This window comes from Melittangium boletus DSM 14713, assembly GCF_002305855.1.
Classification (GTDB): Bacteria; Myxococcota; Myxococcia; order Myxococcales; family Myxococcaceae; genus Cystobacter; species Cystobacter boletus.
On record NZ_CP022163.1, the window covers coordinates 7,750,646 to 7,774,128 of the forward strand.

General features: G+C 65.9%; 17 protein-coding genes. 2 read left to right on the forward strand and 15 right to left on the reverse strand.

Annotated elements, in window-relative coordinates:
• Nucleotides 1–4: 4 nt before the first annotated feature.
• The 7 genes from MEBOL_RS32165 to MEBOL_RS43985 form a co-directional block, all read right to left on the reverse strand.
• Nucleotides 5–1,657 (reverse strand): lipase family protein, encoded by a 1,653-nt coding sequence (locus MEBOL_RS32165; protein ID WP_095981022.1) that lies wholly within the window; start codon nt 1,655–1,657, stop codon nt 5–7.
• Nucleotides 1,658–1,824: 167 nt separating this feature from the next.
• Nucleotides 1,825–2,544 carry a transmembrane-type terpene cyclase gene (locus MEBOL_RS32170; protein WP_095981023.1) on the reverse strand — a complete coding sequence of 240 codons (720 nt, stop codon included), beginning with the start codon at nt 2,542–2,544 and terminating at the stop codon, nt 1,825–1,827.
• A 5-nt stretch (nt 2,545–2,549) separates the two neighbouring features.
• Complete coding sequence (locus MEBOL_RS32175; protein ID WP_157823793.1) at nt 2,550–3,698, reverse strand: oxygenase MpaB family protein; 1,149 nt, start codon at nt 3,696–3,698, stop codon at nt 2,550–2,552.
• 89 nt (nt 3,699–3,787) lie between these two features.
• Complete coding sequence (locus MEBOL_RS32180) at nt 3,788–7,885, reverse strand: AAA family ATPase (RefSeq protein ID WP_095981025.1); 4,098 nt, start codon at nt 7,883–7,885, stop codon at nt 3,788–3,790.
• Nucleotides 7,886–8,080: 195 nt separating this feature from the next.
• Nucleotides 8,081–8,998 (reverse strand): adenylate/guanylate cyclase domain-containing protein, encoded by a 918-nt coding sequence (locus tag MEBOL_RS43975; RefSeq protein WP_342747690.1) that lies wholly within the window; start codon nt 8,996–8,998, stop codon nt 8,081–8,083.
• Nucleotides 8,905–9,579, reverse strand: coding sequence for a CHASE2 domain-containing protein (locus MEBOL_RS43980; RefSeq protein ID WP_342747691.1), 675 nt, complete (start codon nt 9,577–9,579; stop codon nt 8,905–8,907). The genes MEBOL_RS43975 and MEBOL_RS43980 overlap by 94 nt, the downstream gene beginning before the upstream one ends.
• 58 nt (nt 9,580–9,637) lie before the next feature.
• A complete protein-coding gene (locus tag MEBOL_RS43985; RefSeq protein ID WP_342747692.1) occupies nt 9,638–10,168 on the reverse strand; it encodes a CHASE2 domain-containing protein in 531 nt (176 codons plus the stop codon).
• Between the two features lie 143 nt (nt 10,169–10,311).
• On the opposite strand from MEBOL_RS43985, the gene MEBOL_RS32190 reads away from it, so the two are divergent.
• Nucleotides 10,312–11,757, forward strand: coding sequence for a glycoside hydrolase family 76 protein (locus MEBOL_RS32190; RefSeq protein ID WP_095981026.1), 1,446 nt, complete (start codon nt 10,312–10,314; stop codon nt 11,755–11,757).
• Nucleotides 11,758–11,974: 217 nt separating this feature from the next.
• The gene (gene scpC / locus MEBOL_RS32195) at nt 11,975–13,489 is read left to right on the forward strand and encodes a succinyl-CoA:acetate CoA-transferase ScpC (RefSeq protein WP_095981027.1); all 1,515 of its coding nucleotides are present in this window, start codon (nt 11,975–11,977) and stop codon (nt 13,487–13,489) included.
• Nucleotides 13,490–13,501: 12 nt separating this feature from the next.
• Here scpC and MEBOL_RS32200 read toward each other — a convergent pair whose 3' ends face one another.
• The 8 genes from MEBOL_RS32200 to MEBOL_RS32235 form a co-directional block, all read right to left on the reverse strand.
• Complete coding sequence (locus MEBOL_RS32200) at nt 13,502–14,413, reverse strand: bestrophin family protein (protein ID WP_095981028.1); 912 nt, start codon at nt 14,411–14,413, stop codon at nt 13,502–13,504.
• A 100-nt stretch (nt 14,414–14,513) separates the two neighbouring features.
• On the reverse strand, nt 14,514–15,728 hold the full coding sequence (locus tag MEBOL_RS32205; protein ID WP_095983129.1) for a glycoside hydrolase family 19 protein: 1,215 nt from the start codon (nt 15,726–15,728) through the stop codon (nt 14,514–14,516).
• A 226-nt stretch (nt 15,729–15,954) separates the two neighbouring features.
• On the reverse strand, nt 15,955–17,043 hold the full coding sequence (locus tag MEBOL_RS32210) for a protein-glutamate methylesterase/protein-glutamine glutaminase (RefSeq protein WP_095981029.1): 1,089 nt from the start codon (nt 17,041–17,043) through the stop codon (nt 15,955–15,957).
• Between the two features lie 3 nt (nt 17,044–17,046).
• Complete coding sequence (locus tag MEBOL_RS32215; protein WP_095981030.1) at nt 17,047–17,931, reverse strand: CheR family methyltransferase; 885 nt, start codon at nt 17,929–17,931, stop codon at nt 17,047–17,049.
• Nucleotides 17,928–18,464 carry a chemotaxis protein CheW gene (locus MEBOL_RS32220; RefSeq protein ID WP_095981031.1) on the reverse strand — a complete coding sequence of 179 codons (537 nt, stop codon included), beginning with the start codon at nt 18,462–18,464 and terminating at the stop codon, nt 17,928–17,930. Before MEBOL_RS32220 ends, MEBOL_RS32215 begins: the two co-directional genes overlap by 4 nt.
• Nucleotides 18,465–18,466: 2 nt before the next feature.
• Nucleotides 18,467–20,140 (reverse strand): methyl-accepting chemotaxis protein, encoded by a 1,674-nt coding sequence (locus MEBOL_RS32225; protein ID WP_095981032.1) that lies wholly within the window; start codon nt 20,138–20,140, stop codon nt 18,467–18,469.
• A gap of 25 nt (nt 20,141–20,165) precedes the next feature.
• Nucleotides 20,166–21,809 carry a chemotaxis protein CheA gene (locus MEBOL_RS32230; RefSeq protein WP_095983130.1) on the reverse strand — a complete coding sequence of 548 codons (1,644 nt, stop codon included), beginning with the start codon at nt 21,807–21,809 and terminating at the stop codon, nt 20,166–20,168.
• 117 nt (nt 21,810–21,926) lie between these two features.
• On the reverse strand, nt 21,927–23,273 hold the full coding sequence (locus MEBOL_RS32235) for a sigma-54-dependent transcriptional regulator (protein ID WP_095981033.1): 1,347 nt from the start codon (nt 23,271–23,273) through the stop codon (nt 21,927–21,929).
• Nucleotides 23,274–23,483: the final 210 nt, after the last annotated feature.

A 23,483-nucleotide genomic window follows, 5' to 3' on the forward strand; every position in this document is an offset into this window, starting at 1 on the left:
CGCGCTACTGAATGCACTCGTTGAGCGTCGCGTTCGGGATGAAGGCGCCGAAGTCCAGGGCGGGATTGCGAGCCAGTTCCGCCAGCATGAGAGCGAAGGACAGGTGCTTGCCCACCTCGCCGAACTGAGCGCGCACCAACTGCACCTCCGCGGCCAGGGCGTTGGGCGCGGCCGCTAGCGCGACGGCGGCCGTGTTCCCCATGTGATGACTGGCGGTCATGATGCTCGTCGACCGGGCCGTCACCTTCGAGTCACGAATGAAGGACTTGTACGCCCCGGAATCTCCCAGGACGGCGGCGATGGTGCCCAGATAGCGAACCACGTCTCCGTCCAAGCCGGTCAGCATGCCGTTGAGGACGCCCGCGCCATGAAGCGACGCCTCGGCCTGGTACAGCGCGCGGAAGCTGTCGTAGACCTTCCAGGGGAAATCCACGTGATTCTTGTTGGGACCGGGAACGTTGGCCAGGGCATCGCCCCATTGACCGGCCTTCCGGTAGAGCCGCTCCCGGACGTTCATGGGCTCGTGGTAGGCCAGGGGGACCGGGTTGAAGGTGTTTTCCCCCGTGACGTAGACCTCCGAACCGACGTGATAGCCGCGCTTGTCTTGCGTGATGGGATCCTGGCTGAGCACCACCCGCCGGCAGAAAATCCTGGAGTTGAACTGTCTGTGGAAGCTCTTGCCGCCCGCGACCGGCGCGCTGAAGGTGATGAGCTTCACGTTGCGCCAGGGCCAGGTGGGGAGATTGCCCGGCAGGTTGGCTCCGTCGGGGCCGTGGGTGGTGCCCAGGACCATCGCCGTGGCGAACTGGGTGGCCAGCGCGCCTCCGAGGCTGTGCCCCGTGACGTAGATGTTGGCGGGGGGCGCCCCATTCTGGGCGTGGATGTGCTGCAGGATCGTGAGGATGGAGGGGATGGAGGTCTTCACGGACCGGCTGAACCCGCGGCACACGGAGCCGTGGACACTGAAATAGTTGTCCTGGACCACCGTGTTGAAGTCCATGTCCGTCACCCAGTCCGGGTTGCCCTTTCCCGCGAGTCCAAAAGTCAGCGCGCGTGCCCCCGACCCACTGCGGCTGCCTCGGAAGGCGATGTGGACGTCGTACGTTCCCCCGTGATGCCGCTCGAGCACGCACCCCATCAGACTCCAGACGTTCGGGGTGCCGTTGATGGTGCCCGTTCCTCCCTCGAAGTTATAGAGCCGGTCCGCGCCACCGCCACCAATCCCTAGCGGTCTGGCAACGGCTGCTTGGATTTGAGCGGCCGCCGTGGCGTTGTTCGGGTTTCCCGCTCCCGCCTGATAGGAGCACATGGCCACCGAGGCGATACGGTCGGTGATGTAGGTGGGGAGCTTGTAGCACAGCCAATTGCCAGGCTCCGGGCTGCAGAAGGCGATCCGCCAGGGGTGGAGCCGGTCATATCTGCTGACAATGGGATCCAGGGCGTTGTTGACGGCCCAGCCGTGTGTGTTTCCAGGCCCATGATAGGCGCTGTTCCCCAGGAACAGCGTGCGGACCTGGGTCATGAAGTTCTCGCGCCGGCTCGAGCCCTTGAGCGCGAGGCGCTCATAGTAGGGATCGAATGGCCAGACCAAGCTCTGGGTGTACTGGTGGTAGGCCAGGATGCACAGGTCCAGGTGGTACAGCAGCTCGTGGTACATGCGTCCCTTTCATGCTGTCCGGGCCACGCGCTCGAACCTCCAGGTGGCCTCGCCCTTGGTCACGCGGCGTGATTGTTGGTGGTCGGACAGTATGGGTCTGGCGCATCTTCCCCGTCAATGCGCGTCGGGTCGCATGTGGAACTCAGGGGAGAGGGGACGCAGCTTCCTCACCCGGCGGGCGCGAGCACGGGCTGTCCGGCGGGACTCCGGACGGGTTTCATCAGCAGATAGATGTAGGCACAGTCGAACAAGAGAATGCTGAGACTCAGGAATGTGAGAAACGGCACTCCCTGGTGCATGTGATCGATCGAGCGGACGACGACCTGGGATTGGATGCCCGTGCCCAGGGAGCCCAGCATCTTGAGCCAGGCGACCGGAACGGACAGGCCCTGTCGCGTCTCGCGCCGCTCGTAATAGAGGCCCACGAACAGGATGCTCATGACGAGGTTGATCATGAATGCATCCATGAAACCCATGTTGTCTTGATACATCTTGATGAAGGAGTACTGACCGCAGAAGGAGAGGACCAAGGTCAGGCCGATGAGGGGATAGAAGTACTGACGAGTCTCGGGGAACTTCTGCTCGGCTCTGCCGTAGCGCAGGAGTTGGCCGAGGATGAACAGGTCCAGGATCGACCAGGCCCGCTCCAGCCAGAGCCAGACCTCGACAGGGTTGGGAAGGACCCAAGCCGTGAGAACCTCCCAGCCCATGTTGAGACAGATGGCCACCATGGGGATGCCATAGGTCTTCTGCTGGTGGCATTGCCGGACGATGAGCGCGTAGGCGACCACCCACAGGAACGAGCCAACCTCCCCGATGATGTTCCACCAGGCCCAGATATCCAGTGCGGGATGATGAGTGTGACGAAGAATGAAGAGTGGATTCATGGAGATTACGCCGCCTCCGATTCGAGCTTCCAGTAGGCATACAGGTCGGTTGGAATCTCGAAGGACGCGCTGTCGGTATGACTCATGCGCAGCAGGCCATTGAATAGGGACAAGCTGACATCGCGGTTGATCAAGCGTATCAAGTCCGAATCATTGTTGGCATGGTCGCAGATTTTGCTGATGAGCGTCACGGCGGTGCGGAGCACGACACCTCCTTCATCGGGGACCCCCAGCATCGATGCCAGATCCTTGTTGGAGTAGGGGTCGGGTGTCAGGAAGTGGCGCATCATCACCGAGGGCAACTTCTGAAACGCTGGGGAAAGCAGAGAGGAGAGTGCTTCGATGAGGGACGCCGTCAATTGCCGGCCTTCGTCGGTCTCGGCGAACACCCTCTCCTGGATGGTCCGGCAGAGATCGTCCGCGTCGTCCAGGGTCGCGGGGCGTAGCTCACTCCTCAATCCCAGCAACTGGCCCACCGCGTTCCAGGTGTACAGGTAGGCCTCTTGCTGCTCCAAACTCAGTTTGACTCCCAATTTCTCCAGTCCATGCCGGATGACGAGGGTGGTGAAAGTGCAGTACGTCAGCGCCATGTCCTCTTGGTTCACCGGGCGGCCTCGTGCTTCGTCCCAGGGTTCCTTCGCGTCGTGAGTCAACAGGTAGCGGACGCCCGCGTGCATCAGCCGCACCTTCTGGACCGACACAATGCCCTTGCCTCCCGGGCTCATTCCTCCCGGGGAGAAGACATCCATCAGCATCTGCAACGTCTGGAAGACGCGCGCGCGAGCCCTTTTCATCAAGAAGCCAGTCCGGTAGAGGACATGAACCCCCTTCTGGTCGGCGTAACAGAAGGGAAGCGAGTAGCACGCCAGGATGAGCGCGATCTCCGGACCATATTCCGCGAAGACCTGCTGTCCCAGGAGAAGCTTGTCCTCGTCCAGCGCCGGAATGGCCGCGGTCTGGATGAAGTAATCGCGGAGCACGGGGGGAAGTGTATCCACGGAGAACTCCCGAGAGGTGCCAAGCTTGCGTAAAAGAGTGTTCGCCTCGTCCGCTGCATGGTTCGCGAACAGCGCATCCACGACCTGATCGGCAAGGGGATCGCCCTCCGTTCGCATCTGGTCGAGGAAGGATTGAGTCCAAGGATATTCATTCATGACAATTGGCTCCCGGATGTCGTGGGTTGGGTCCGCTTGGAGGAATGAGTCCACTCCAGCAGGAGGATCCGATTCGTTGCACGGGGCGTTCAGCCCACGGCGAGTTGGTGCGACTCGGATGTGAATTCGGGAGCCAGGGGCTCCATTGCCCGGAGGTCGTGGACCGCCTCCAGACGCGTGAAGATGTCGTGAGCCTCGGACAAGAATGCCCGGCGCTGTTTGTGCTCCGGAGACCAGCGGCCCAATTCGTAGAGGGCGACTCCCTCTTCATGCTCGAGGCCATATTCTCGCGCCGAGTTCCTCGCGCGGATGAAGAGCCGGAGGGCCCGTGATGTATCTCCAGTCACTGCATGATGGTGCCCTTCGAATCGTTCGACGAACGTTCGCCCGAAGGGATGGATTCGCGCGAAGCGGCGCAAGGCCCGCAGGGCTGTCAGGGTGTGTCTCCGCCACTCGTTCGCGTCGGCCATTCCATGAGAAAGGGCGTTTTCCCAGAGCAGGAAACACACATCCACCAACCCGGCGAGCCCGAAGACGTCGCAGTAGTTATGGATTTTAGGCATGAATCCTTCGCGCAGGGAGAACGCGCGCAGCGCCCACTCGCGGGCTTGCCCCCAGTCCTCCAAATGAGCGAAAGCCAGGGCCGAGGCCGTATGGTGCCCGAAGGCGATGGTCGGCTCCTCCCTCTCGATTTGAGGCAGCAGCGGTTTGAGTTCACCCAGGCCCGCCAGCAACTCCTCGGGACGCGCCTGCATCAGCAGCGATGGGGAGCCAAGCACGTGCGCCCACGAGAAGTGCTGCGGGTTGGTGCTCTCCCGCCCGACGGTGAGCAATGCCTCTCGGTAGCGCAGTGCCTTCTTGGAGTATCCCCACAATTGCATGGAGAGGATGAGTGGTATGAGTGCCTGCCCCATTCCGTTTGGATCGTTCAACCGTCTCATCTTCTCCAGCGCCTGTTCGCCCAGGGCGAGACTTCGTGAAGGGGCGCCGCAAAAACTGACAATGCTGCTCTCGGTGAGGTAACTGAGTGCCTGCGCGCTTGGATCGGAGGTCGCACGCATGAAGGAAGTGTAGCGGAGAGAAAGCTTGAGCAACTGTGCCAATCCCGCCGTGTAGGCCAGCGTCGCGTACGCCTCCGCGGCGACCCCCATCCTTCCCGCCGCCTCCGCGTCGTTGATGGACATGAGGCTGCAGGTGAGCAACTTCGCGGGCTGGCGGTAGAAGAAGTAGATCTGACCCATCATGGCCAGGACCCGGGAGGAGAGCGACAAACGCTCATTGGCGGCATGACTGTTTTGGGGAGCGCGCTGAAACAAGAGATGGGTGAATTGCCGTCCTACTTCCCAGAGCCCACGGGTCATCCAGCCAGAGGGAGTTCGAGGCAACCGGCGACCCAGGAAGCGCAAGGCCTCACTCAAGTGCTCTTGAGCGTCCGACATGTCACCCACGCGGCGAAGGGCCTCGCCCATGCCCGCGCTCCATCGGGCTCGCCGTAGGCTGTCAATCTCCAGACGTTCACCCAGCTGGCGCGCATCCCAGAGGAAGGCGTAGGCCTCGCGGAAGGCGCCCGTGGAAAGCGCGACCGTTCCCGCCTTCTCCAGGTGCGTCACCGCATGGGATGATTCCTCCGCCATCCTCCAGTGGTGGGCCATCCTCGCATGCAGCGCGACGCCGCCGCGGGAGTCCGGCTCGCGCTCCAGCAGCATGGCCAGATCCCGGTGCAATCGCCGCCGCTGGGAGAAGATCATCATCGCGTAGGCGGCATCCTGGATGAGCGCGTGCTCGAAAGCATAGACGGGCTTGGACTCCGCCATTTGCCGCGTCACGAGCCGTGTGCGGACCAGTGCCTCCAACTCCTCACCCACCCGGCTCTTGTCCTCCTTCACGGGGTAGAGCGCCTCGATGGTCTCCAATGAGAAGACCCGGCCCACGATACTGGCCACCTTGAGGACGAGTTGCTGCGTCGGGGTGAGCCGATCGATACGGCTGCTCACGACTCCCTGGACCGTGTGAGGCAAGTCCAACTGGGACAGTTCCGTTCCGGGCTTCAGACGGGCCACGTCTTGATCAATGACCACGTGCCCGTGCTCCACCAAGGTGAAGGCGAGTTCCCCACTGAAGAACGGATTGCCCTCCGCCTTCTCGCGGATGTACTCGGCGAGTTCTGGCGTCAGGCTCCGCGCCCCGATTCGCGCACTCACCAAGGACAGCGTATCGAGGGGATGCAGTCGCTCGAGGAGTAGATGGAGCAGTCCGGGATGGGCCCGGAGTTGACTCGCCCCGGCGGGTGGATGCTCCATCTGGCGGCTGGCGAGCACGAGCAGCAGACGTCCGAGCCGGCCCTGGAGGGTGGTGACGAGTTCCCAGGAAGATGAGTCCATCCAATGGACGTCATCGAGCACGACCACGCGTGGGCGCGCCTGGCATGCCTCCGCGAGCAAGCCCATCAGCAACTCGCGCGTGTTGTTGGCACGCAGCTCGCCGGAGAGTCCTCGCACCCAGTCCGTCTCCGGAACGCTCACGCTCAACAGTTCATTGAGAAGCGAGGCCTTCTCGCGGGCATCCGGCCGGTTCTCCAGCAGGCTCAGCAGCAGGGCCGTGCGAGCGGCTTCATCCGGCAGGTCCTTGAGGCCCAGGAGCCGGGCCAGGGGCTCCCGCCAGACGTGGTAGGGCGTGGCTCCTTCCAGGACGTGGCCTTCCCCGAGGCTGGTTTCCAACCCCGCAGAGCTGGCCTCCGCGATGAGGTGCTCCACCAAGCGGGATTTGCCCATTCCCGCCTCTCCCTCGATCCAGACCATTCCTCCCTCGGCCCGGGTGGAGAGTGCATGGACCGCCTCGGCCAACCGGGCGCGCTCCTCCCGCCGTCCCACGAGGGGGACCTGCCGGGGAGGCCGTTGGTAGGCGGAGCTGGCCGCCACGAGCCGAAAGAGTTCCACGGGCTCCTGGCGGCCCTTCACCTGGATGGGGTCGAGTGTCTCGAACATCATCTGGTGGGAGGCGAGCCGCGCCGTGTGGCTGTCGCACAGGATCCGGCCCCGCGATGCCTGCATCAGCCGCGCGGAGAGATTCACGGCGCGGCCCACCATCACGTACTCGCGCCGGAAGGCCGTCCCATAGGCGCAGCACAGCACGCGTCCGCTGGTGATGCCCAGGCAGGGGGTGAGCCCTAGCCGCGTGAGCGAGGCATGGATCTGGAGCGCCGCCCTGCAAGCGCGCGAGGCGTCATCCTCGTGCGAAAGCGGAGGCAGTCCGAAGGCGGCCACCGTGACGACGCCCTTGTCGTCCACCACGACCTGGGTGGCTCCGCCCTCGTAGCGCTGGAGCCCCGCCTGGATGGCGCGAAAGGCGTGCTGGATGGTCTCGGGCCGCTCTCCGGTGGACAGGCTGGGGTCCATCAGCCCGATGAACAGGATGGTGGCGGCACGGAACTCGGAGAGCCATTGCGAATGCCCGGCGTCCAGCCGACGCAACACCACTTCGGGCAGGTAGGCCCGAAGCGAGCGTTCCATCCGCGCGTAGGCCTCCGGCAGGCGAACCCGGGGCAGTGGCATGGAGGGAAGTTCCTCCAACCGGATGCACCCCGAAGGCAGTGCTTCTCCTCTCGCGATTCCCCCCAACCACCGCCACGCCTCGGCACTGAGCACGACTTCCCCTGGCCTGGCGTCTCCCTGTGCCTGGGCCATTTCCCGCAGGATGGGACCCGTGGCGAGGAACTCCCACCGGCCATTTTCTCCACCGACGTCGGACAGGACCACGGGTCCCGCGGTGATTCCAATCCGCAGCTTCAGCCGGACTCCTTCCACATCCAGCTTCGCCACCGCGACCTGGATCGCCTGGGCACACCGCGCGGCCATCCGCGCGGAGTCCGAGGGCTCTTCCGCGGGCCACAACGCCAGGATGGCATCTCCCGCGAATCGGAGGATGTCGCCTCCATGATCCAGCACCGTTTCGAGCAACGTGGAGAAGCAGGTGTTGATCACGGCGCTCAGGCGCTCGGCACCCTCCGGGCCGCTGCGCTCCAACGCCTCGGTCAAGGGGGTGAATCCGCTGACGTCCGCGAACAGGAGCACCGCGGGCGCGGAACTTCGTGCTCCTTCTCGGGGGCGGGTCTCGTCCGCCGCCAACCCCCTCACCAGTGAACTTGGGACGAAGGACGCGAGCGCCTGGAGCCGTGAGGTAGGAATCATGAAAAAAAAGAGAGACTGGAAGTCAATGCCCTCCCCGGGATCCGTCCGTGGGGCAATATTGTAAGCGTACCATATCCAACTATTGGATATAAGACACTCCCAGCCATGGCACTGGACCCAGCTACCCCCTTCGTGCTGCCCAGGACTCCAGGCGTCCAACGGGTTCTTCAAACCGCTCGCGATTCAAACCGTTCCCTATTTGTCCAGGCTCGCGACTCCGTCCCAGCTCGCGGGGGGTGGGATGCGCGCATACTTCCGGCAGCGCTCGAGCAACGCGGCGGTGGGTCCATCCCGAGGATCCCGCTCCAGTCCTGTCTCCAACACCGCCACCGCATCTCCGAATCGTCCCTGCCGGTAGAGCGCCAGTGCCTCGTGGTAGCGCTCCACGGTCTCCCGCTTCTCCGCCGGCAACTCGCCCTTGAGCGCCAGCAACTCATACACCCGCACCGCCTCCGTCTTGCCCGCGACGCGGACCTGGTCCAGCTCCCGCACCTCGATGTGCTCACGTGCCAGTTCGTAGGTGCGCGGGCCGATCATGATGAGGGAGCCATAGGCCTTGTTCGCGCCCTCCAGCCGCGACGCCAGGTTCATTCCGTCCCCCATGGCCGTGTAGTCGAAGAACTGCTCACTGCCGAAGTTGCCCACGAAGAGCCGGGCCGTGTTGATGCCGATGCGCGTGTACACGTCCGGCAGACCCTGGGAGCGGAACTCCGCGCGCAGCCGCTCCACCTCCGCCTGTGCCGCCAGCGCCCCCCGGCAGGCACGCAGCGCATGGTCCGAGTGGCTGATGGGCGCGCCGAAGAGGCACACCACCGCGTCGCCGATGTACTTGTCCAGACAGCCCCCCTCCCGCAGCAGCGCGGTGCTCACCCGCGTCAGGTATTGGTTGAGGACGCGGACGAGCGCGCGCGGATTGTCCCGGAAGCGCTCGGAGAAGGTGGAGAAGCCGCGCACGTCACTGAAGAACGCCGTGAGCTCCCGCTCCTCACCGTCCAGCCGTGGCAGTTGCTCCTCCTCGATCATCTGCTCGATGAGCCGGGGTTCCATGTACCGGCTGAAGGCCTGGCGGATGAACAAGGCCTCGCGGCGAGCGAAGAGGTGGTTGGAGGCCATGGCGCCCATTCCAACGAGAGGCCCACGCCCAGGAAGACCCCGGGCACGAGCCCCAGCAGCCAAGCCACCTCCAGCGCTGGCGAGCGCAGGGTCATCAGCCCCACCGCCGACAGCACCGCCAGCCCCAGCGCGAGCAGCAGGCTCACCCAGAAGGGCGTCTCGGTGATGAATCGGCCAGACAGGAGATTCTCCAGAACCGTCACCTGCTGGCTCACGCCCGGCGTGAAGGCCGCGAACGGCGTGACCTTGTAGTCTCCCACTCCCGGCGCCAGCGCTCCCACGACGACGATCTTCCCTCGCAGCAGCTCCGGATCGATTCCTCCGGGCTTGCCCTGTTGCCTCAGTGCCCAGGCATCCAGGACGGTCAAGACGGGCAGGATGGGGAAGCGCTCGTGCAGCGTGCCGCCGAAATCGAGTTCCGCGCTGCCATCCGGGTTCACCTGGAACTCGCGCGAGCCTAGCCGCAGCTTCTGGCCGGAAAACACCAACTCGCTCGCCCCGAACAGGTCTCCCGCCAGGGCCACCGGCAGCGTGACGTACGGATTCTGTCCATCCGTGTAGGCGAAGTGGGTGCGCCGCATGCTCCCGTCCGGCTCCTGCTCTCGCTCCACCAGTCCGCCTTCGGGGAGAGGGGGTCCGTCATGGGGGAGCGGGGGCCCCAGGTGCCCGAGGGGTGTGGAGGGGTTCCACCCGGGGCAGGGGAGGCGCGCTGGGGTGGATGGAGATACCCAGGTAGACGGGCATGCCGGTGTCGCGCACGGCCTGGGCGAGCGTTGGATCGACGCCAGCCATGGCGGAGGTCTCGTCCATCACCCGATCGAAGAGCACGGCCCGTACGCCCTGCTGTGACAGCTCCCGCAGCACTCCGGCCCACAGGGCGGGTGCCCACGGAAAATGGCCGAAGTCACGCGCATACGCGGGCGTGTTGCGCACGCCGTCGAGGCTTGGCTGATCAATGGCCACCACGACGATGTCGGAGGACTGCCCCCGCTGCGGGGTGAAGCGGGTGAGCGCGCTGTCGTACAGGATGCGCTCCAGGCCTGGCAGTCCCAGCCATCCCCGCGTCCAGAGCACCGCCGCCACCGTCGTGGACAGCACGGCGATGGCCAGCATCCGCGGCAGATGATTGCGCAGGCGCCGTCGGAGGAGTTCTCCACTGTCACTCGTCATGAGACATCTCCATGGCGGTGGACTCCAGGGCAGCTCCCACTCCGAAAGGACGCGGAGCGTGTGACCCGGTGAGGAGAGATGGGCTCTCCTATGGTTACGGCTTTTCCTCATTAACGGACTCATTTCCGTCTCCGGGAGACGTCATGACCCCATCGCGATACAGCGCCGGTGCCCTCGCCGCGGCGCTTCTTGCCAGCATTCCCTCGGTGGCGACGGCCGGGACCACGACGGCGGCGGCCATCTGCAACAAGTACTGCGATGCGCGGGATCCGGCCCTGGCTCCGCAGGAGCGCCAGCCGGTTTCCGCCTCCATCTACTCGCGGCAGATCCGGCTGCACTTCAACGACAACGATGCGATGGCGTGGGCGTCCATCAACAACGGCAGCCCCGGTGACGAGGTCTGGATCGACCGGTCCTTCGACGGAGGACGCTCCTGGGACTCGGGCAGCAAGCTCGGCGCCACGAAGATCCCCGCCTCGGCCACCGGTTGGCGCACCCTGATGTACAACGTGGACGATTGGGGCAGCAATGGTGTGGGCGCGATGCGCGCCTGTGGCAAGGCGGGAGACCGGAGCGAAATCGCCTGTACCCCGTGGGCCCGGACCACGTGGAATGCCTGGGACCGGCGTACCGCCGCGGCGACCGCGCTGATGCAGTTCTACAACAACAGCACGGGTCTGTTCAGCACCACGGGTTGGTGGAACTCCGCCAACGCGCTGACCGCGATCATCGACAACATCCGGGTGTCTGGCATGAATAGCTATCGCTATGCCATCGCCAACACCTACGATCGCAACCGCAATGCCCAGAGCGGGAACTTCACCAACGAGTACATCGACGACACGGGATGGTGGGGGCTGGCGTGGGTCGCCGCGTACGACCTGACGGGCGAGACCCGCTACCTGGACACCGCCCGGGCCGACGCCGAGCACATGGCGCGCTATTGGGACAGCACGTGTGGAGGTGGCGTCTGGTGGAGCACCGCCAAGACGTACAAGGCCGCTATCGCCAACAGCCTCTACCTGCACCTGAACGCCGCGCTGCACAACCGCATCCCGGGTGACACGATCTATCTGCAGCGGGCCCGCGCGGAGTGGACGTGGTTCCAGGGCACCGGGATGATCAACTCGTCGAACCTGGTGAACGACGGCATCAATCTGAGTACCTGCCGCAACAATGGCGATACCGTCTGGTCCTACAACCAGGGCGTGTTGTTGGGCGGGCTCGCCGAGCTGTATCGCGCCACCGGGGATGGCAACCTGCTCACGATCGCGCGCCAGCTCGCGAACGCGTCGACCACCACCAGCTCGCTCAACTCGAACGGAGTCCTCAGGGACCCGTGCGAGACGGGCGACTGCGGCGCCGACGGCCCTTCGTTCAAGGGGGCGTATGTGCGTGGATTGGGCGCGCTGAACTCCCTGTTGTCCGATCACCCCTACACCAGCTACCTGCGCCGTCAGGCCGACTCCGCCTACGCGAACAACCGCAATGCCCTGGATGCATATGGTCTGCGGTGGGCTGGAGGCCTGGACCGTACGGACGCGGCTCGTCAGCAGAGCGTCGTCGATCTGATGAACGCCGCGCCCTGAGTCTCGTTGGAAGGGATTGGAGATTGGCAATCCTTCTCGTGCGGTGAGAGGACGGGAACATTCCCCGGTGGATGCCGCCTCCGCATGGGCTTCTTCTAGCCACGACCAGTCCCACTTCCGTCCCGAGCGGGGAAGGGCGTGTTCCCCTGGTCACCCCACGGGTGGGCCGGATCTATCGTCGCTCCTGGAGTGTTCCGCACTCCATCAAGGAGAGTCCGTGTACCGCGATCGCATCCGTTTGAAGTCGCTCTGGGGGAAGGTGGTCAGCGCCGAGGAAGCCGCCCTGCATATCAAGGACGGCATGACCGTTGGCATGAGTGGGTTCACCCGTGCTGGGGACGCCAAGGCGGTCCCCCTGGCACTGGCCGAGCGTGCCGCCCACGAGCGACTGAAGATCAATCTGATGACCGGCGCGTCCCTGGGCAATGACGTGGACAAGATCCTCACGGAGGCGGGACTGCTGGAGCGGCGCTTGCCCTTCCAGTCGGATCCCGTGCTGCGTCAGGCCATCAACCGCGGCGAGGTGATGTTCGTCGATCAGCACCTGTCCGAGACGGTGGAGTTGCTGCGCTCGAGGCAGATGGGGCCGGTGGACATGGCCATCATCGAGGCCGTGGCCATCACCGAGGATGGGAGCATCATCCCCACCACGTCGGTGGGCAACTCGGCCACCTTCGGCATCCTGGGCGAGCGGGTCATCGTGGAGATCAACCTCAGCCAGCCGCTCGAGCTGGAGGGGTTGCATGACATCTACATCCCCACGCGCCGGCCCTTCCGCGAGCCCATTCCGGTGGTGACGCCGGAGAGCCGGGTGGGCCTGCCCTCCATCCCCATCGATCCCGCGAAGATCGCGGCCATCGTCGTCACCCGCAAGCAGGACAGCGCGGCCAGTCTCCAGCCGCCGGACGAGGAGACGAGTGCCATCGCGGGCCACCTCATCGAGTTCCTGGGCCATGAGGTGAAGAAGGGCCGGTTGGGCAATACCCTGCAGCCGCTCCAGGCGGGCATTGGCACCATCGCCAACGCGGTGCTGCACGGGCTCATCGACAGTCCCTTTCATGGACTCAAGATGTACAGCGAGGTGTTGCAGGACAGTACCTTCGAGCTGTTCGACGCGGGCAAGCTGGATTTCGCCTCGGGGTCATCCATCACCTTGAGCGCGAAGGCGGGCGGCCAGGTGTTCCCGAACATTGGCAAGTACAAGAGCCGCCTGCTCTTGCGTCCGCAGGAGATCAGCAACCATCCGGAGGTCATCCGGCGGCTGGGCGTCATTGGCATCAACACCGCGTTGGAATGCGACCTCTATGGCAACGTCAATTCCACTCACGTCAATGGCACGCAGATGATGAATGGGATTGGCGGCTCGGGTGACTTCGCGCGCAACGCGCACCTGGCCATCTTCGTCACCAAGTCGCTGGCCAAGGGCGGCAACATCTCCAGCGTGGTCCCCATGGTGTCGCACGTGGACCACAACGAGCATGACGTGGACGTGCTCGTGACGGAAATGGGTCTGGCGGATCTCCGGGGACTGGCACCTCGGGAGCGCGCGGAATGTGTCCTGCGCAATTGTGTCCACCCGAGCTATCGAGAGCTCGCCGGGGACTACTACCGCGCCGCCCTGAAGCGCGGGGGACACACGCCGCACGTGCTGGAGGAGGCCTTCTCCTGGCATGTGCGCTACCAGCAGCAGGGCAGCATGTTGCCCCGCAAGCTGAACGTGGCCTCCGTGTAGCGGGAGCGTCCGCTACGTCAGGACGCAGTCGTCACCTGGAATCAGCGCCGGAGGCACTGGCTCTCCGGCGAGTTCGAGCACCGCGCGTTCGATGGTGCGTGTCATCGCGTCGAGTGGCAGATCATTGGGCTCGGTTCCGAAGGGGTCCTCGAGCTCCTCGGTCACGGCATCGAGCGCGATGAACGTGTACGAGATGAAGACGGTGATGAGCGGCGTGGTCCATCCCAGACTTCCCGCCAGCGCGAACGGCAGTAGCAAGCTGTAGAGGTAGACCGTCCGGTGCAGCATCACTCCGTACACGTACGGAATGGGGGTCGAGGCGATGCGCTCGCAGCCCCCGATGATCTCGGAGAGGCGGTTGAGGTTGTCGTCGAGCGAGGCGGCCAACATGTCACCCAGGCGTCCTCGCCGCCGCTGCTCCGTGAGCCATTCCGCGAGCAGTTGGACGATCCTCGCGGGTTTGTAGTGGGCGTCCCGTACCCGCTCCCACACCGCGGCGGGCAGTACCCCGGCATTGAGTGGGGTTCCCCGCAATTGGTGATTCAAGGTGACGGCGAGCGCACGGAGGAGACCACACAGGGCCAGCCGTTCTTCACGCTCCGGCGCGGGCGTGGGCAGCGTGAGGGCCTGTCGCATGAACGAGCGCGAGACGATCAGCAGCGAGCCCCAGAGCTTGCGGCCTTCCCAGAAACGCTCGTAGCTGGTGCTGTTCCTGAACCCGAGGAAGATGGCCAGGGTCACGCCGAGCAGAGCGAGTGGGGCGGGCTCAAGGCGGAACGGGAGCGGGCCCAGGGTCTCGTAGAGGGCCACGACGGCACATGCCAGGCCGAAGAAGAACCCGAGTCGCGCCAGGATGCGTGGCAGGACCGAGCCGCGCCAGACGAACAACATGCGAAGCCAGTGCAATCGAGGACGCACGATCATGGCGTCCGTGTAGCACGGGAAACGACGCGGCGCGGCATACCCCGAGGGAAAGCCCTCGGAATCGCCGCGCCGTGTGGGCCGCCTTGGGAGGCGGGAGGGCTCAGCAGCCGGTGTTGGCGCCGGGGCTGACGCCCAGCAGGCTGCAGAAGCGGGTGTAGTTGTTCACGCGGCTCTGCACCTGGGCGGGGTTGCGGCCACCGCACTCCAGGGCGCCGTTGATGGTGCGGATGGTCTCACCGAAGCCCGCGCCGTTGACGATGGCGTTGTGGGCCGTCATGGAGCCCGCGCCCGTCTGCGTCATCCAGAACCAGAAGCCCGTGCGCCAGGAGATGGTGGCGTCGCGCGCGACCAGGTCGGGGTTGTTCTTGAGGTCCACGCCCAGCGCGTTGCCCGCGGCGCAGTAGTTGCCGTTCCACGACAGCTGGATGGGGCCACGGCCGTAGTACATCTTGCCGGCGGCGCAGCCGCAGCCCGGGGGGCCCCAGCTGGTGTCGCACATGGTGCTCTTGGCGATTTCCTCGATGTAGACGAGGTTGCCCGTCTCGTGGGCGATGTTGGCCAGGAAGGCGGCCACCTCGCGCTTGCGGGTGTCGGTGTCGCCCGTGGTGGCGAAGCCGGAGAAGGTGTTGGCCGCGGCGACCAGGGCCGAGTAGGAGTAGAAGCCGTTGCGGCCGGGGAACATCGCGTTGAAGGTGGACTCGCTCAGGATGCCGGCGATGCCGTTGCCCGAGGGGGGAGGCGTGGTGCCGCCGCCGGAGACCTTGTCCAGGGTGTAGAGCTGGTTGGCGGTGCCCGTGTAGGGGTACTGCACGAAGCCCGTGCCATTGTCCGCCGAGCCCCAGAGCAGGTCGATGACCATGTCCGTGTGACGCGCGTGGATGCTGAAGTTGTTGTTACCGCGGTTCACGAACTTGAACTGCTGGTTGGCCCCGCCGACGTAGGACCACTGGTGGAGCTCGGCGTTCTGGGCGTAGCTGACTTCCTTGATGTCGAAGCCCTTGCCGCTGTTGACGTTGATGATCTTCCAGTAGCCGTCGGAGGTGGGGGAGATGGCGAACTTCTGGGCGTTGGTGCCATTGCAGTCCCACAGCTGCACCTTGGTGCCGTCGGCGGTGCCGGAGGCGGCGATGTCGACGCACTTGTTGTTCTGGGCCGAGCGGATGACGTAGTCGCCCTCCGAGATGCTCGACACGATGGCCTCGCGCTGGATCTGATCGACCGGCTCGACGGACTTCACCTCATCGACGGTGCATCCACTCAGTCCACCCAGAACACCCAACAGCGACAAGCAGCGGGACGCGGTCTTGCTGGCCATGATCATTCCCCTCGTAAGGAGGACGTGGTTTCCCGAGCGCGAGCGCTGTCTGGGTTTACGTCCCCGAAATCAGGACTGGCCGTAAAACATAAAAGCCGTAAACGTGCCAGAGCTGTTTTCATGGATACAGCGGGGAAGCCGGTGTTGTTGTTCTCCCTGGGGGGAAGGCCCTTCGCGAAGGGCCGTGTGTCTGTATTTGTGCAAGTGGGCGGTATCCGGGGGGCCGTCAGCTCACCCGGCGGTAGCCCTGGGCCCGGCGCCGCACGGCCTCTCCAATGGCGGAGAGGGGGAGCACCTCGTCGACGGCGCCCAGGGCGATGGCCACGCGCGGCATGCCGAACACCACGCAGCTCGCCTCGTCCTGCGCGAAGGTCACCGCGCCCGCGCGCTTCATCGCCAATAGCCCCTCCGCCCCATCCTCGCCCATCCCCGTGAGCAGTACGCCCACCGCGTCCGCGCCCACCACCTTGGCCACCGAGAGGAACAACACGTCCACGCTCGGCCTGTGTCCCGACACCCGGTCGCTATCCATCAGGTCCACCTGGTAGTGCCCACCGCCGCGCCGCACTCGCAGGTGCCGGTTGCCGGGGGCGATCAACGCCCTTCCGCGCGTCACCCGGTCGCCCTGTTTCGCCTCCCGCACCTCGATGCGGCACAGCGAATCCAGCCGCCGCGCGAAGGGCCCGGTGAACGCCTCGGGCATGTGCTGCACGATGACGATCCCCGGGCAGTCCGGGGGCATGGGCTCGAGGAACTCCCGCAGGGCCTCGGTCCCTCCGGTGGAGGCGCCCACCGCCACCACCCGTTCCGCCATCACCAGCGACGGCGGAGCGACCAGCTGGGGCTGGGGTGGTATCACCAGCGGCGGCGGAACGATCAGCCGGGGCGGCGCTTGTTCCGGTTCGCGAACCAGGGCGGTCCGCCGCGTCCCCGCGGCTCTTCGCAGGGCCTCCACCACTTCGGAGCGCGACTCCATCGCGAGAAGCCCCTCACCCAGGACGGGGCGGGTGATGACCTCCGCCGCTCCCGCGTGCCGCGCGCGCAGGGACGCCTCCGAGTCCGAGCAGACGACGACCACCGGAGTGGGCTCCTCCTGCCGCGTCAGTTGGCCCAGGAAGGTCAGCCCCCCCATGCGGGACGCATCCAGACCGAGCAGGAGCACATCCGGCCGGTGCTTCTTCAATTTTTGCCGGGCGATGGCGGGAGTCGACGCGACGATGACCTCCACGCCCGGTTCGCCCGCGAGCAGCGCCATCAAGCCCTGGCGTGTCACCGCCGAGCCATCCACCACGAGTACCCGCAGCCTTGACGCCATGACTCATCCGCGCGAAGCGGGCACTCCCGTGGACGAGCGCTGTGTATAGACGGTGGGCATCACCGCGCGCATGCGCGAGCCCAGTCCCACGAGGCTCTCGGAGTGTCCGAGAAAGAGCAGGCCCGAGGGCGACAGGTGGCTCAACAATCGTTCCACGGCTTGGGCCCTCGAGGCCTGGTCGAAGTAGATGAGGACGTTGCGGCAGAAGATGAGATCGAAGCGCCCCACGACTCCGTGCCCATCGTTCAGGTTCACTCGCTGAAAGCGCACCAGCTCGCGCAGCTCCGAGCCCGCCTTCATCCATGCTTCCTGACTGCCCACCCCCCGCAGCATGAAGGTCCGGAGGTATTGCTTGGGAATCTCGTGCGCCTTCTCCACGGGGAAGCGGGCCTGCCGGGCCTGCTCGAGAATGCGCGTGGAGAGATCCGTCGCCAGGATGTCGATTCCCCAGCCCTCCGAGACGGGCAGGTGGTGGCGCAGCACCATGGCCAGCGAGAAGGGCTCCTCTCCCGTCGAGCACCCCGCGCTCCACACGCGGACCCGCCGCGGCTCGCCATTGCCTGTCTCGCCCTGGGCCCTCCAGCGGGGTATCACCTCGCGCTCCAGGAACTCGAAGTGACGGGGCTCCCGGAAGAAGTGCGTCTCGTGCGTGCACAGCGCGTCCAGCAACCGCACCCGCTCCGTGCCATCCGTCTCCGCGCGCCGCAGGTAGGCGCTGAACGAGGGGCTCTTGAGCTCGCGCAACCGGCGCGACAGCCGGCCCACCACGAGGGCCTTCTTCGCCGGCGACAGCCAGATGCCCGCCTCGCGGTAGAGCAGCCGTTGGACGCCGGTGAACTCCCGCTCGGACAGCGGCGGGGGCTCGATGAACGCACCCCCCTGTTTCATGTCTCCACTCCAGGCATGCCCTTCTGGGGCACCTCGGGCGGAGGCGCCGCCGTGGCCAGGACGATCTCCTGGGTGCTGAGCACCTTGTCGATGTCCAGCAACAGGACGAAGTGCCGCGACGCCGCCACCCGTCCCATGCCCACCAGGTAGTCCGCGTGCACCGGGGTGCCGAAGGCGGGGGGCGCGGCCACGTCCTCGGGCCCCAGGTCGATGACCTGGCCGATCGCATCGGCGAGCAGTCCCAGGACGATCTCCTCACCGCCCAGCCGCACTTCCACCACCACGATGCAGCTGCGCCGCGTGAGGGTGGCCGGAGGCAGGCCCAGCTTGATGGTCAGGTCCACCACGGGCACCACGCTGCCGCGCAGGTTGAACACCCCGCGGACCCACACGGGCGCTCCGGGGACGGGCGTGACGGTGTCGTATTCGATGATCTCCTTCACCCGCAGGATGCCGAGCGCGTACTCCTGCCCGGCGAGGATGAAGCTGAGGTACTGCGTGGCGGCGGACGATTCCTCGATCGTGTTGCTCATGATCACACCTGGAAGCGCTTGAACTCGCGATCCTCGTCGGGGTGGCTGACCGGGGCCCGGGTCGGGTGGGGTGCTCCAGCGCCCAGTCCATTCGCGACGTTCTTCAGGCCGGACACGGGCGAGCTTCCCGGGTAGCGGTGCATCATCGGCCGCGGGCCGCGCTCGGAGCCATCCCCGACGCGGAAGAAGGACACCAACTGCTGCAGCGCCTCCGCCTGGGCGGACAGTTCCTCCGCGGTGGAGGCGAGCTCCTCGGAGGCCGAGGCGTTGCGCTGGGTCACCTGGTCCACGTGCAGCATGGCCTTGTTCATCTGCGTGACGCCGCTGGCCTGCTCCGCGGAGGCGGCCACCACTTCCTGGACCAAGTCCGCCGTCTTGCGGATGGAGGGCACCAGCTCCACGAGCAACTGCCCCGAGCGCGAGGCCACCTTCACGCTGTTGGAGGCCAGGCTGGAGATCTCCCGCGCCGCCGTCTGGCTGCGCTCGGCCAGCTTGCGCACCTCGGTGGCCACCACCGCGAAGCCCTTGCCATGCGCTCCCGCGCGTGCCGCCTCGATGGCCGCGTTGAGCGCCAGCAGGTTCGTCTGGTAGGCGATCTCCTCGACGATGGAGATCTTCTCCGCGATGGAGCCCATGGCCTCCACCGTCTCCTTCACGGCCCGGCCGCTCTCGTCGGCGTCCCGGGCGCCCTGCACGGCCATCTGCTCCATCTGCCGGCTGTGGTCGCGGTTCTGGGTGATGGTGGCCGTCATCTGCTCGAGGCTGGAGGTGGTCTCCTCCACGCTGCTGGCCTGCTCGCTGGTGCCCTGTGACAGGCTCTGCGACGAGGAGGACACCTGCGCCGAGGCGGAGGCGAGCGTGCCGGCTCCCTCGCGCACCTCGCTGATGACCTGCGCGAGCTTCTGCACCATGCGCTGCATGGCCGCCAGCAGCCGGCCCGTCTCGTCCTCCGTCACCGAGGAGATGCGCACGGTGAGGTCTCCCTCGGCGATGCGATCCGCCACCTGCACCGCGTCGGTGAGGGGCCGGGAGATGAGCCGCGCGATGAGGATGCTGAGCACCAGGCCCACCAGGACGCTGAAGCCCACGACGGAGAAGATCCACGCGCGTGCGAGATCGTAGATGGCATCCGAGTCATCCGAGGCCTTGCGCGACGACTTCTGGATGAACGCCACCAGTTCCTCCAGCTTGTCGTTGGCGGTCTGGTAGGCCTCCTGCGCGCGGCTGTTCGAGAGGGTGCGCGCCTCCTCTTTCTGGTTGGTCCGCGAGAGGGCGAGAAGCCGCTCATGCTCCTCCAGGAAGTCCTTCCAGAGCTTGTTGAATTCCTCGTACATGCGCCGCTCCTCCGAGGAGGAGATGAGCGCTTCGTACTTGTGGATGTTCTCGTCGAGCGACTCCTGTTCCCGCCGCATGCCCCGCTCGTAATCGGCCATGCGCACGGCATCGGTCGACAGCAGGTGCTGCTGCTCGAAGATGAGGAAGTCCGAGGTGTCCGTGTTCGTGGCCGAGACGAAGGCGATGCTGAGCATCCGGTTGTCGGTCACGACATCGGTCGCCTCGTTCATCTTGCCCAGTTGATGGATGGCGAAGGCCCCCAGCAGGACGTTGAGCATGCTCAAGCCGAGGAAGGAAACGAGCAGCTTGGATGAGATCTTCAGGTTGTAGAACCAGGTCATAGGTGTGGGGATGAAGGAGGAAGGCTCAGGCCGGGAAGACGGCGGAGGGCGTCGTCTTCACGGCCTGCTGGAGGAGCGCGGGCACATCGAGGATGAGGGCCACCCGGCCATCACCCAGCAGGGTGGAGCCCGAGAGCCCGGGCAGTCCCTGACAGAACTTGCCCAGGGGTTTGATGACCGTCTGGCCCTGGCCGAGCAGCGTGTCCACGGCGAGGCCCACGACGCCCCGCCCATTGCCGATGACGACGAGGTTCTCCCGGGAGGGGGCGCTTCCCCCCAGACCGAAGTGCTCACGCAAGCGGACGTAGGGGAGCGCGGAGCCCCGCAGGTTGACGAAGCCGGTACGGCCGGGGTGGCACTCCTCCACGGGCAGTTCCACGCACTCGAGCACGTTCTCCAGGGGGATGACGTACGTCTCGGAGCCCACGGCGACGCTGAATCCCTCGATGATGGAGAGGGTGAGCGGCAGGCGGAGGCTGAACGTGGTGCCCTGTCCCGGCGTGCTCTCCACGCAGACGGTGCCGCGCAGCAGTTCCACGTTGCGCTTCACCACGTCCATGCCCACCCCGCGGCCGGACAGCTCGGTGATGCGCTCGGCGGTGGAGAAGCCCGGTTCCAGGATGAGCCGCAGCAGGGTCCCGTCGTCGTCCGGCTTTTCCTCCGGCCCGAGCATCCCCAGGGTCCTCGCGCGCGCGATGATGCGCTCGCGATTCAGTCCCGCTCCATCATCGGCCACCTGGATGACGATGCTGCCCGCCTCATGGAAGGCCCGGATGGCCAGGGTGCCGGTGGGATCCTTCCCGCGCGCCATGCGCGCCTCGGGCGTCTCCAGGCCGTGGTCCACGGCGTTGCGCACCAGGTGGGTGAGCGGATCGCGGATGAGCTCGGCGACGGTGGTGTCCACCTCCACGTCCTCGCCGCTCACCTCCCAGCGCACCTGCTTGTCCATGTTGAGACTCAGGTCCCGCACCGTGCGGGCGAAGGGCTGGAAGGTACGCCCGATGGGCACCATCCGCACCTTCATCACCAGTTCCTGCAGGTCCAGGTAGAGCCGGTCGCCCTCCCGGTGGGCCTCCAGCAGCTGCTGGGGCGTATAGCGGTGCGCCTGCGCGAGCATCGTCGCCAGGCGTCCGCGCGCGATGGCGATCTCCCCGGTGAGGTCCAGCATCTTGTCCAGCCGGTGCAGCGCCACACGCAGGGTGTGCTCACGGGGCGCGGCGGTCTCGACGGCGGGCTCGGCGCGCTCCTGGCTCGATGCTCCGGTGGCGGAATCCACGGGACGGGCGCCCTTGACCAGGCTGGCCAGCAGTCCGTGTACTTCCGTGGCTGGCAGACTCAGGGACGGGTCGCTCGCGGGCGTCAACCCGACCCTTTCCCGGAGTGCGTCCACTGCCTGCAACAGCAGTGAACCCAGTCCGGCGTGCAGCACGACGGCCCGCGTCTCCAGCAGGGTGAGCAGGTCTTCCAGGGTGTGGGCCAGCTCCACCGCTTCGGTGAGACCGATCGACGCGGCTCCGCCCTTGAAGGTGTGGACCGTGCGGAAGACGGCTTGCAGGGGCTCTGGACCGAACGAGCGTTCGAGCGCGAGCAGGTCCTGCTCCAGGGTGGCGAGTTGCTCCTCGGCCTCGGCGAGGAAGACAGCGTGAACCTTCTCCAACTCGGGAGTCATGAGTCCCAAATGCAAGAGCAATCCGCACGCCAGGGACACATCTGTTCAGAAGTGTGCGGAACTCCTCATCCTTTGAAAGAGAGACGTTCTCAATGGTCAAGATTTCAAGTCTGGATTCTAGACTTTGGACGAGATGCCCAGGTTCTTCAGCTTCTGATACAGCGAACTCCTTGGAATTCCTAGACGCTGGGCGGCCCGGCCGACGTGGCCTCCCTCGGCCTCCAGCACCTGGGTGATGTGGCGTCGTTCCACTTCCCGCAGGGTGAGGTGCGGCTCCGGTGCGTTTCCAGTCTCCTCGTGCGGGTCGGCGAGCATCCGCGCGATGGCGAAGCCGTTGAACTCCAGATCCTCCACGCGCAGGGTGGGGTGGGAGGACAGCAGCACGGCGCGCTCCAGCACGTTGCGCAGCTCACGCATGTTGCCCGGCCAGGGGTAGGTGCGCAGGGCGGCCTCGGCCTGCGCGGTCAGCCCGAGTCCTGGGCGTCCGAGCTCACGGGAGAGCTGTTCGAGCAAGGTGTGGGACAGGAGGGAAATGTCCTCGGGGCGCTCGCGCAGCGCGGGGATGCGCAAGGGCAGGGTGCTGATGCGGAAGAAGAGGTCGCCGCGGAACTGCCGGGTCCTCACCCGCTCGACGAGATCCTGGTGCGTGGCGGCGACGAGCCGGATGTCCACCGAGCGTTCCTCCACTTCACCCAGGCGCCGGAAGCGCCGCTCCTCCAGCACCTTGAGGAGCTTGGGTTGCACGAGGGGATCCATGTCCCCCACCTCGTCGAGGAACACGGTGCCCCGGTGGGCGCGCTCGAGCAGGCCCTGCTTGCGGCTGACGGCGCTGGTGAAGGCGCCTCGTTCGTGGCCGAAGAGTTCCGTCTCCAGGAACTGGGGCGACAGGCCCGCGCAGTTGAGTTGAACCAGGGGTTCATGCGCCCGAGGCCCCTTGCTGTGCAGCCAACAGGCGAGCACTCCTTTCCCCGTTCCGGTTTCCCCTTGGATGAGGATGGAGCGGTCGCTGTCGAGCACGCGCCGCGCGGTGGCTTCCAGGGTGCGGATGAGGGGACTGGTGCCCAGGAAGGGGTCGAGCTCCTCCGGCTGGATCCGGGTCCTCCGCGCCTCGTACAGGCGCTCCACCATCCGCAACAACGCGGGCAGTTCCACCGGCTTGGGCAGGAACTGCTCCGCGCCGAGCTTGATGAGCCGCACGGCACTGTCGATGGACGCGTTCTCGGCGAGTACCATCAGGGGCGTGTGAGGGTAGAGCTCTCGCAGTTCCGGGAGCAGTTCGAGTACGGAAACACCTGGCAGGCGGTCATCGAGCAGCACCGCGTCCAGGGGCGCGCGCCGCAGGTGCTCATGCGCCTCGTGGCTGTTTCGGGCTTCCAGGACCTCCCAGTCCCGCTCCTCGAGCAACCGACGGATGGCCGCGCGGACCAATGGATCCGCGTCGGCGATCAAGCACCTGCCTCCCATGGCGTTCCACCATCCTCCTCGTGCACTCCATGCCTCGTGCCGGGGGTCCCCGATGAACGATAAGAACACGAGTCGTGTGTGGACGAGAGATTCACGCGCGTCGGAAACGCGCGTGCTTCGTGGGATAGCGACGGACCTGCCCGGCGTTTCACTCCGCGCCCGGGTGCGCTGATTCTGGCCGTCCTTGGGCCAGAGACAGGACGAGCGCCA

What these genes read in the sequence shown, in the direction of transcription:
- MEBOL_RS32190 (WP_095981026.1), top strand. Translation starts at nt 10,312, where the DNA reads ATGACCCCATCGCGATACAGCGCCGGTGCCCTCGCCGCGGCGCTTCTT.
- MEBOL_RS32215 (WP_095981030.1), bottom strand. Translation starts at nt 17,931, where the DNA reads ATGAAACAGGGGGGTGCGTTCATCGAGCCCCCGCCGCTGTCCGAGCGG.
- MEBOL_RS32210 (WP_095981029.1), bottom strand. Translation starts at nt 17,043, where the DNA reads ATGGCGTCAAGGCTGCGGGTACTCGTGGTGGATGGCTCGGCGGTGACA.
- MEBOL_RS32165 (WP_095981022.1), bottom strand. Translation starts at nt 1,657, where the DNA reads ATGTACCACGAGCTGCTGTACCACCTGGACCTGTGCATCCTGGCCTAC.
- MEBOL_RS43975 (WP_342747690.1), bottom strand. Translation starts at nt 8,998, where the DNA reads ATGGCCTCCAACCACCTCTTCGCTCGCCGCGAGGCCTTGTTCATCCGC.
- MEBOL_RS32170 (WP_095981023.1), bottom strand. Translation starts at nt 2,544, where the DNA reads ATGAATCCACTCTTCATTCTTCGTCACACTCATCATCCCGCACTGGAT.
- MEBOL_RS32230 (WP_095983130.1), bottom strand. Translation starts at nt 21,809, where the DNA reads ATGACTCCCGAGTTGGAGAAGGTTCACGCTGTCTTCCTCGCCGAGGCC.
- MEBOL_RS32225 (WP_095981032.1), bottom strand. Translation starts at nt 20,140, where the DNA reads ATGACCTGGTTCTACAACCTGAAGATCTCATCCAAGCTGCTCGTTTCC.
- MEBOL_RS32200 (WP_095981028.1), bottom strand. Translation starts at nt 14,413, where the DNA reads ATGATCGTGCGTCCTCGATTGCACTGGCTTCGCATGTTGTTCGTCTGG.
- MEBOL_RS32205 (WP_095983129.1), bottom strand. Translation starts at nt 15,728, where the DNA reads ATGGCCAGCAAGACCGCGTCCCGCTGCTTGTCGCTGTTGGGTGTTCTG.
- MEBOL_RS32175 (WP_157823793.1), bottom strand. Translation starts at nt 3,698, where the DNA reads ATGAATGAATATCCTTGGACTCAATCCTTCCTCGACCAGATGCGAACG.
- MEBOL_RS32220 (WP_095981031.1), bottom strand. Translation starts at nt 18,464, where the DNA reads ATGAGCAACACGATCGAGGAATCGTCCGCCGCCACGCAGTACCTCAGC.
- MEBOL_RS32180 (WP_095981025.1), bottom strand. Translation starts at nt 7,885, where the DNA reads ATGATTCCTACCTCACGGCTCCAGGCGCTCGCGTCCTTCGTCCCAAGT.
- MEBOL_RS32235 (WP_095981033.1), bottom strand. Translation starts at nt 23,273, where the DNA reads ATGGGAGGCAGGTGCTTGATCGCCGACGCGGATCCATTGGTCCGCGCG.
- MEBOL_RS43980 (WP_342747691.1), bottom strand. Translation starts at nt 9,579, where the DNA reads ATGCGGCGCACCCACTTCGCCTACACGGATGGACAGAATCCGTACGTC.
- MEBOL_RS43985 (WP_342747692.1), bottom strand. Translation starts at nt 10,168, where the DNA reads ATGACGAGTGACAGTGGAGAACTCCTCCGACGGCGCCTGCGCAATCAT.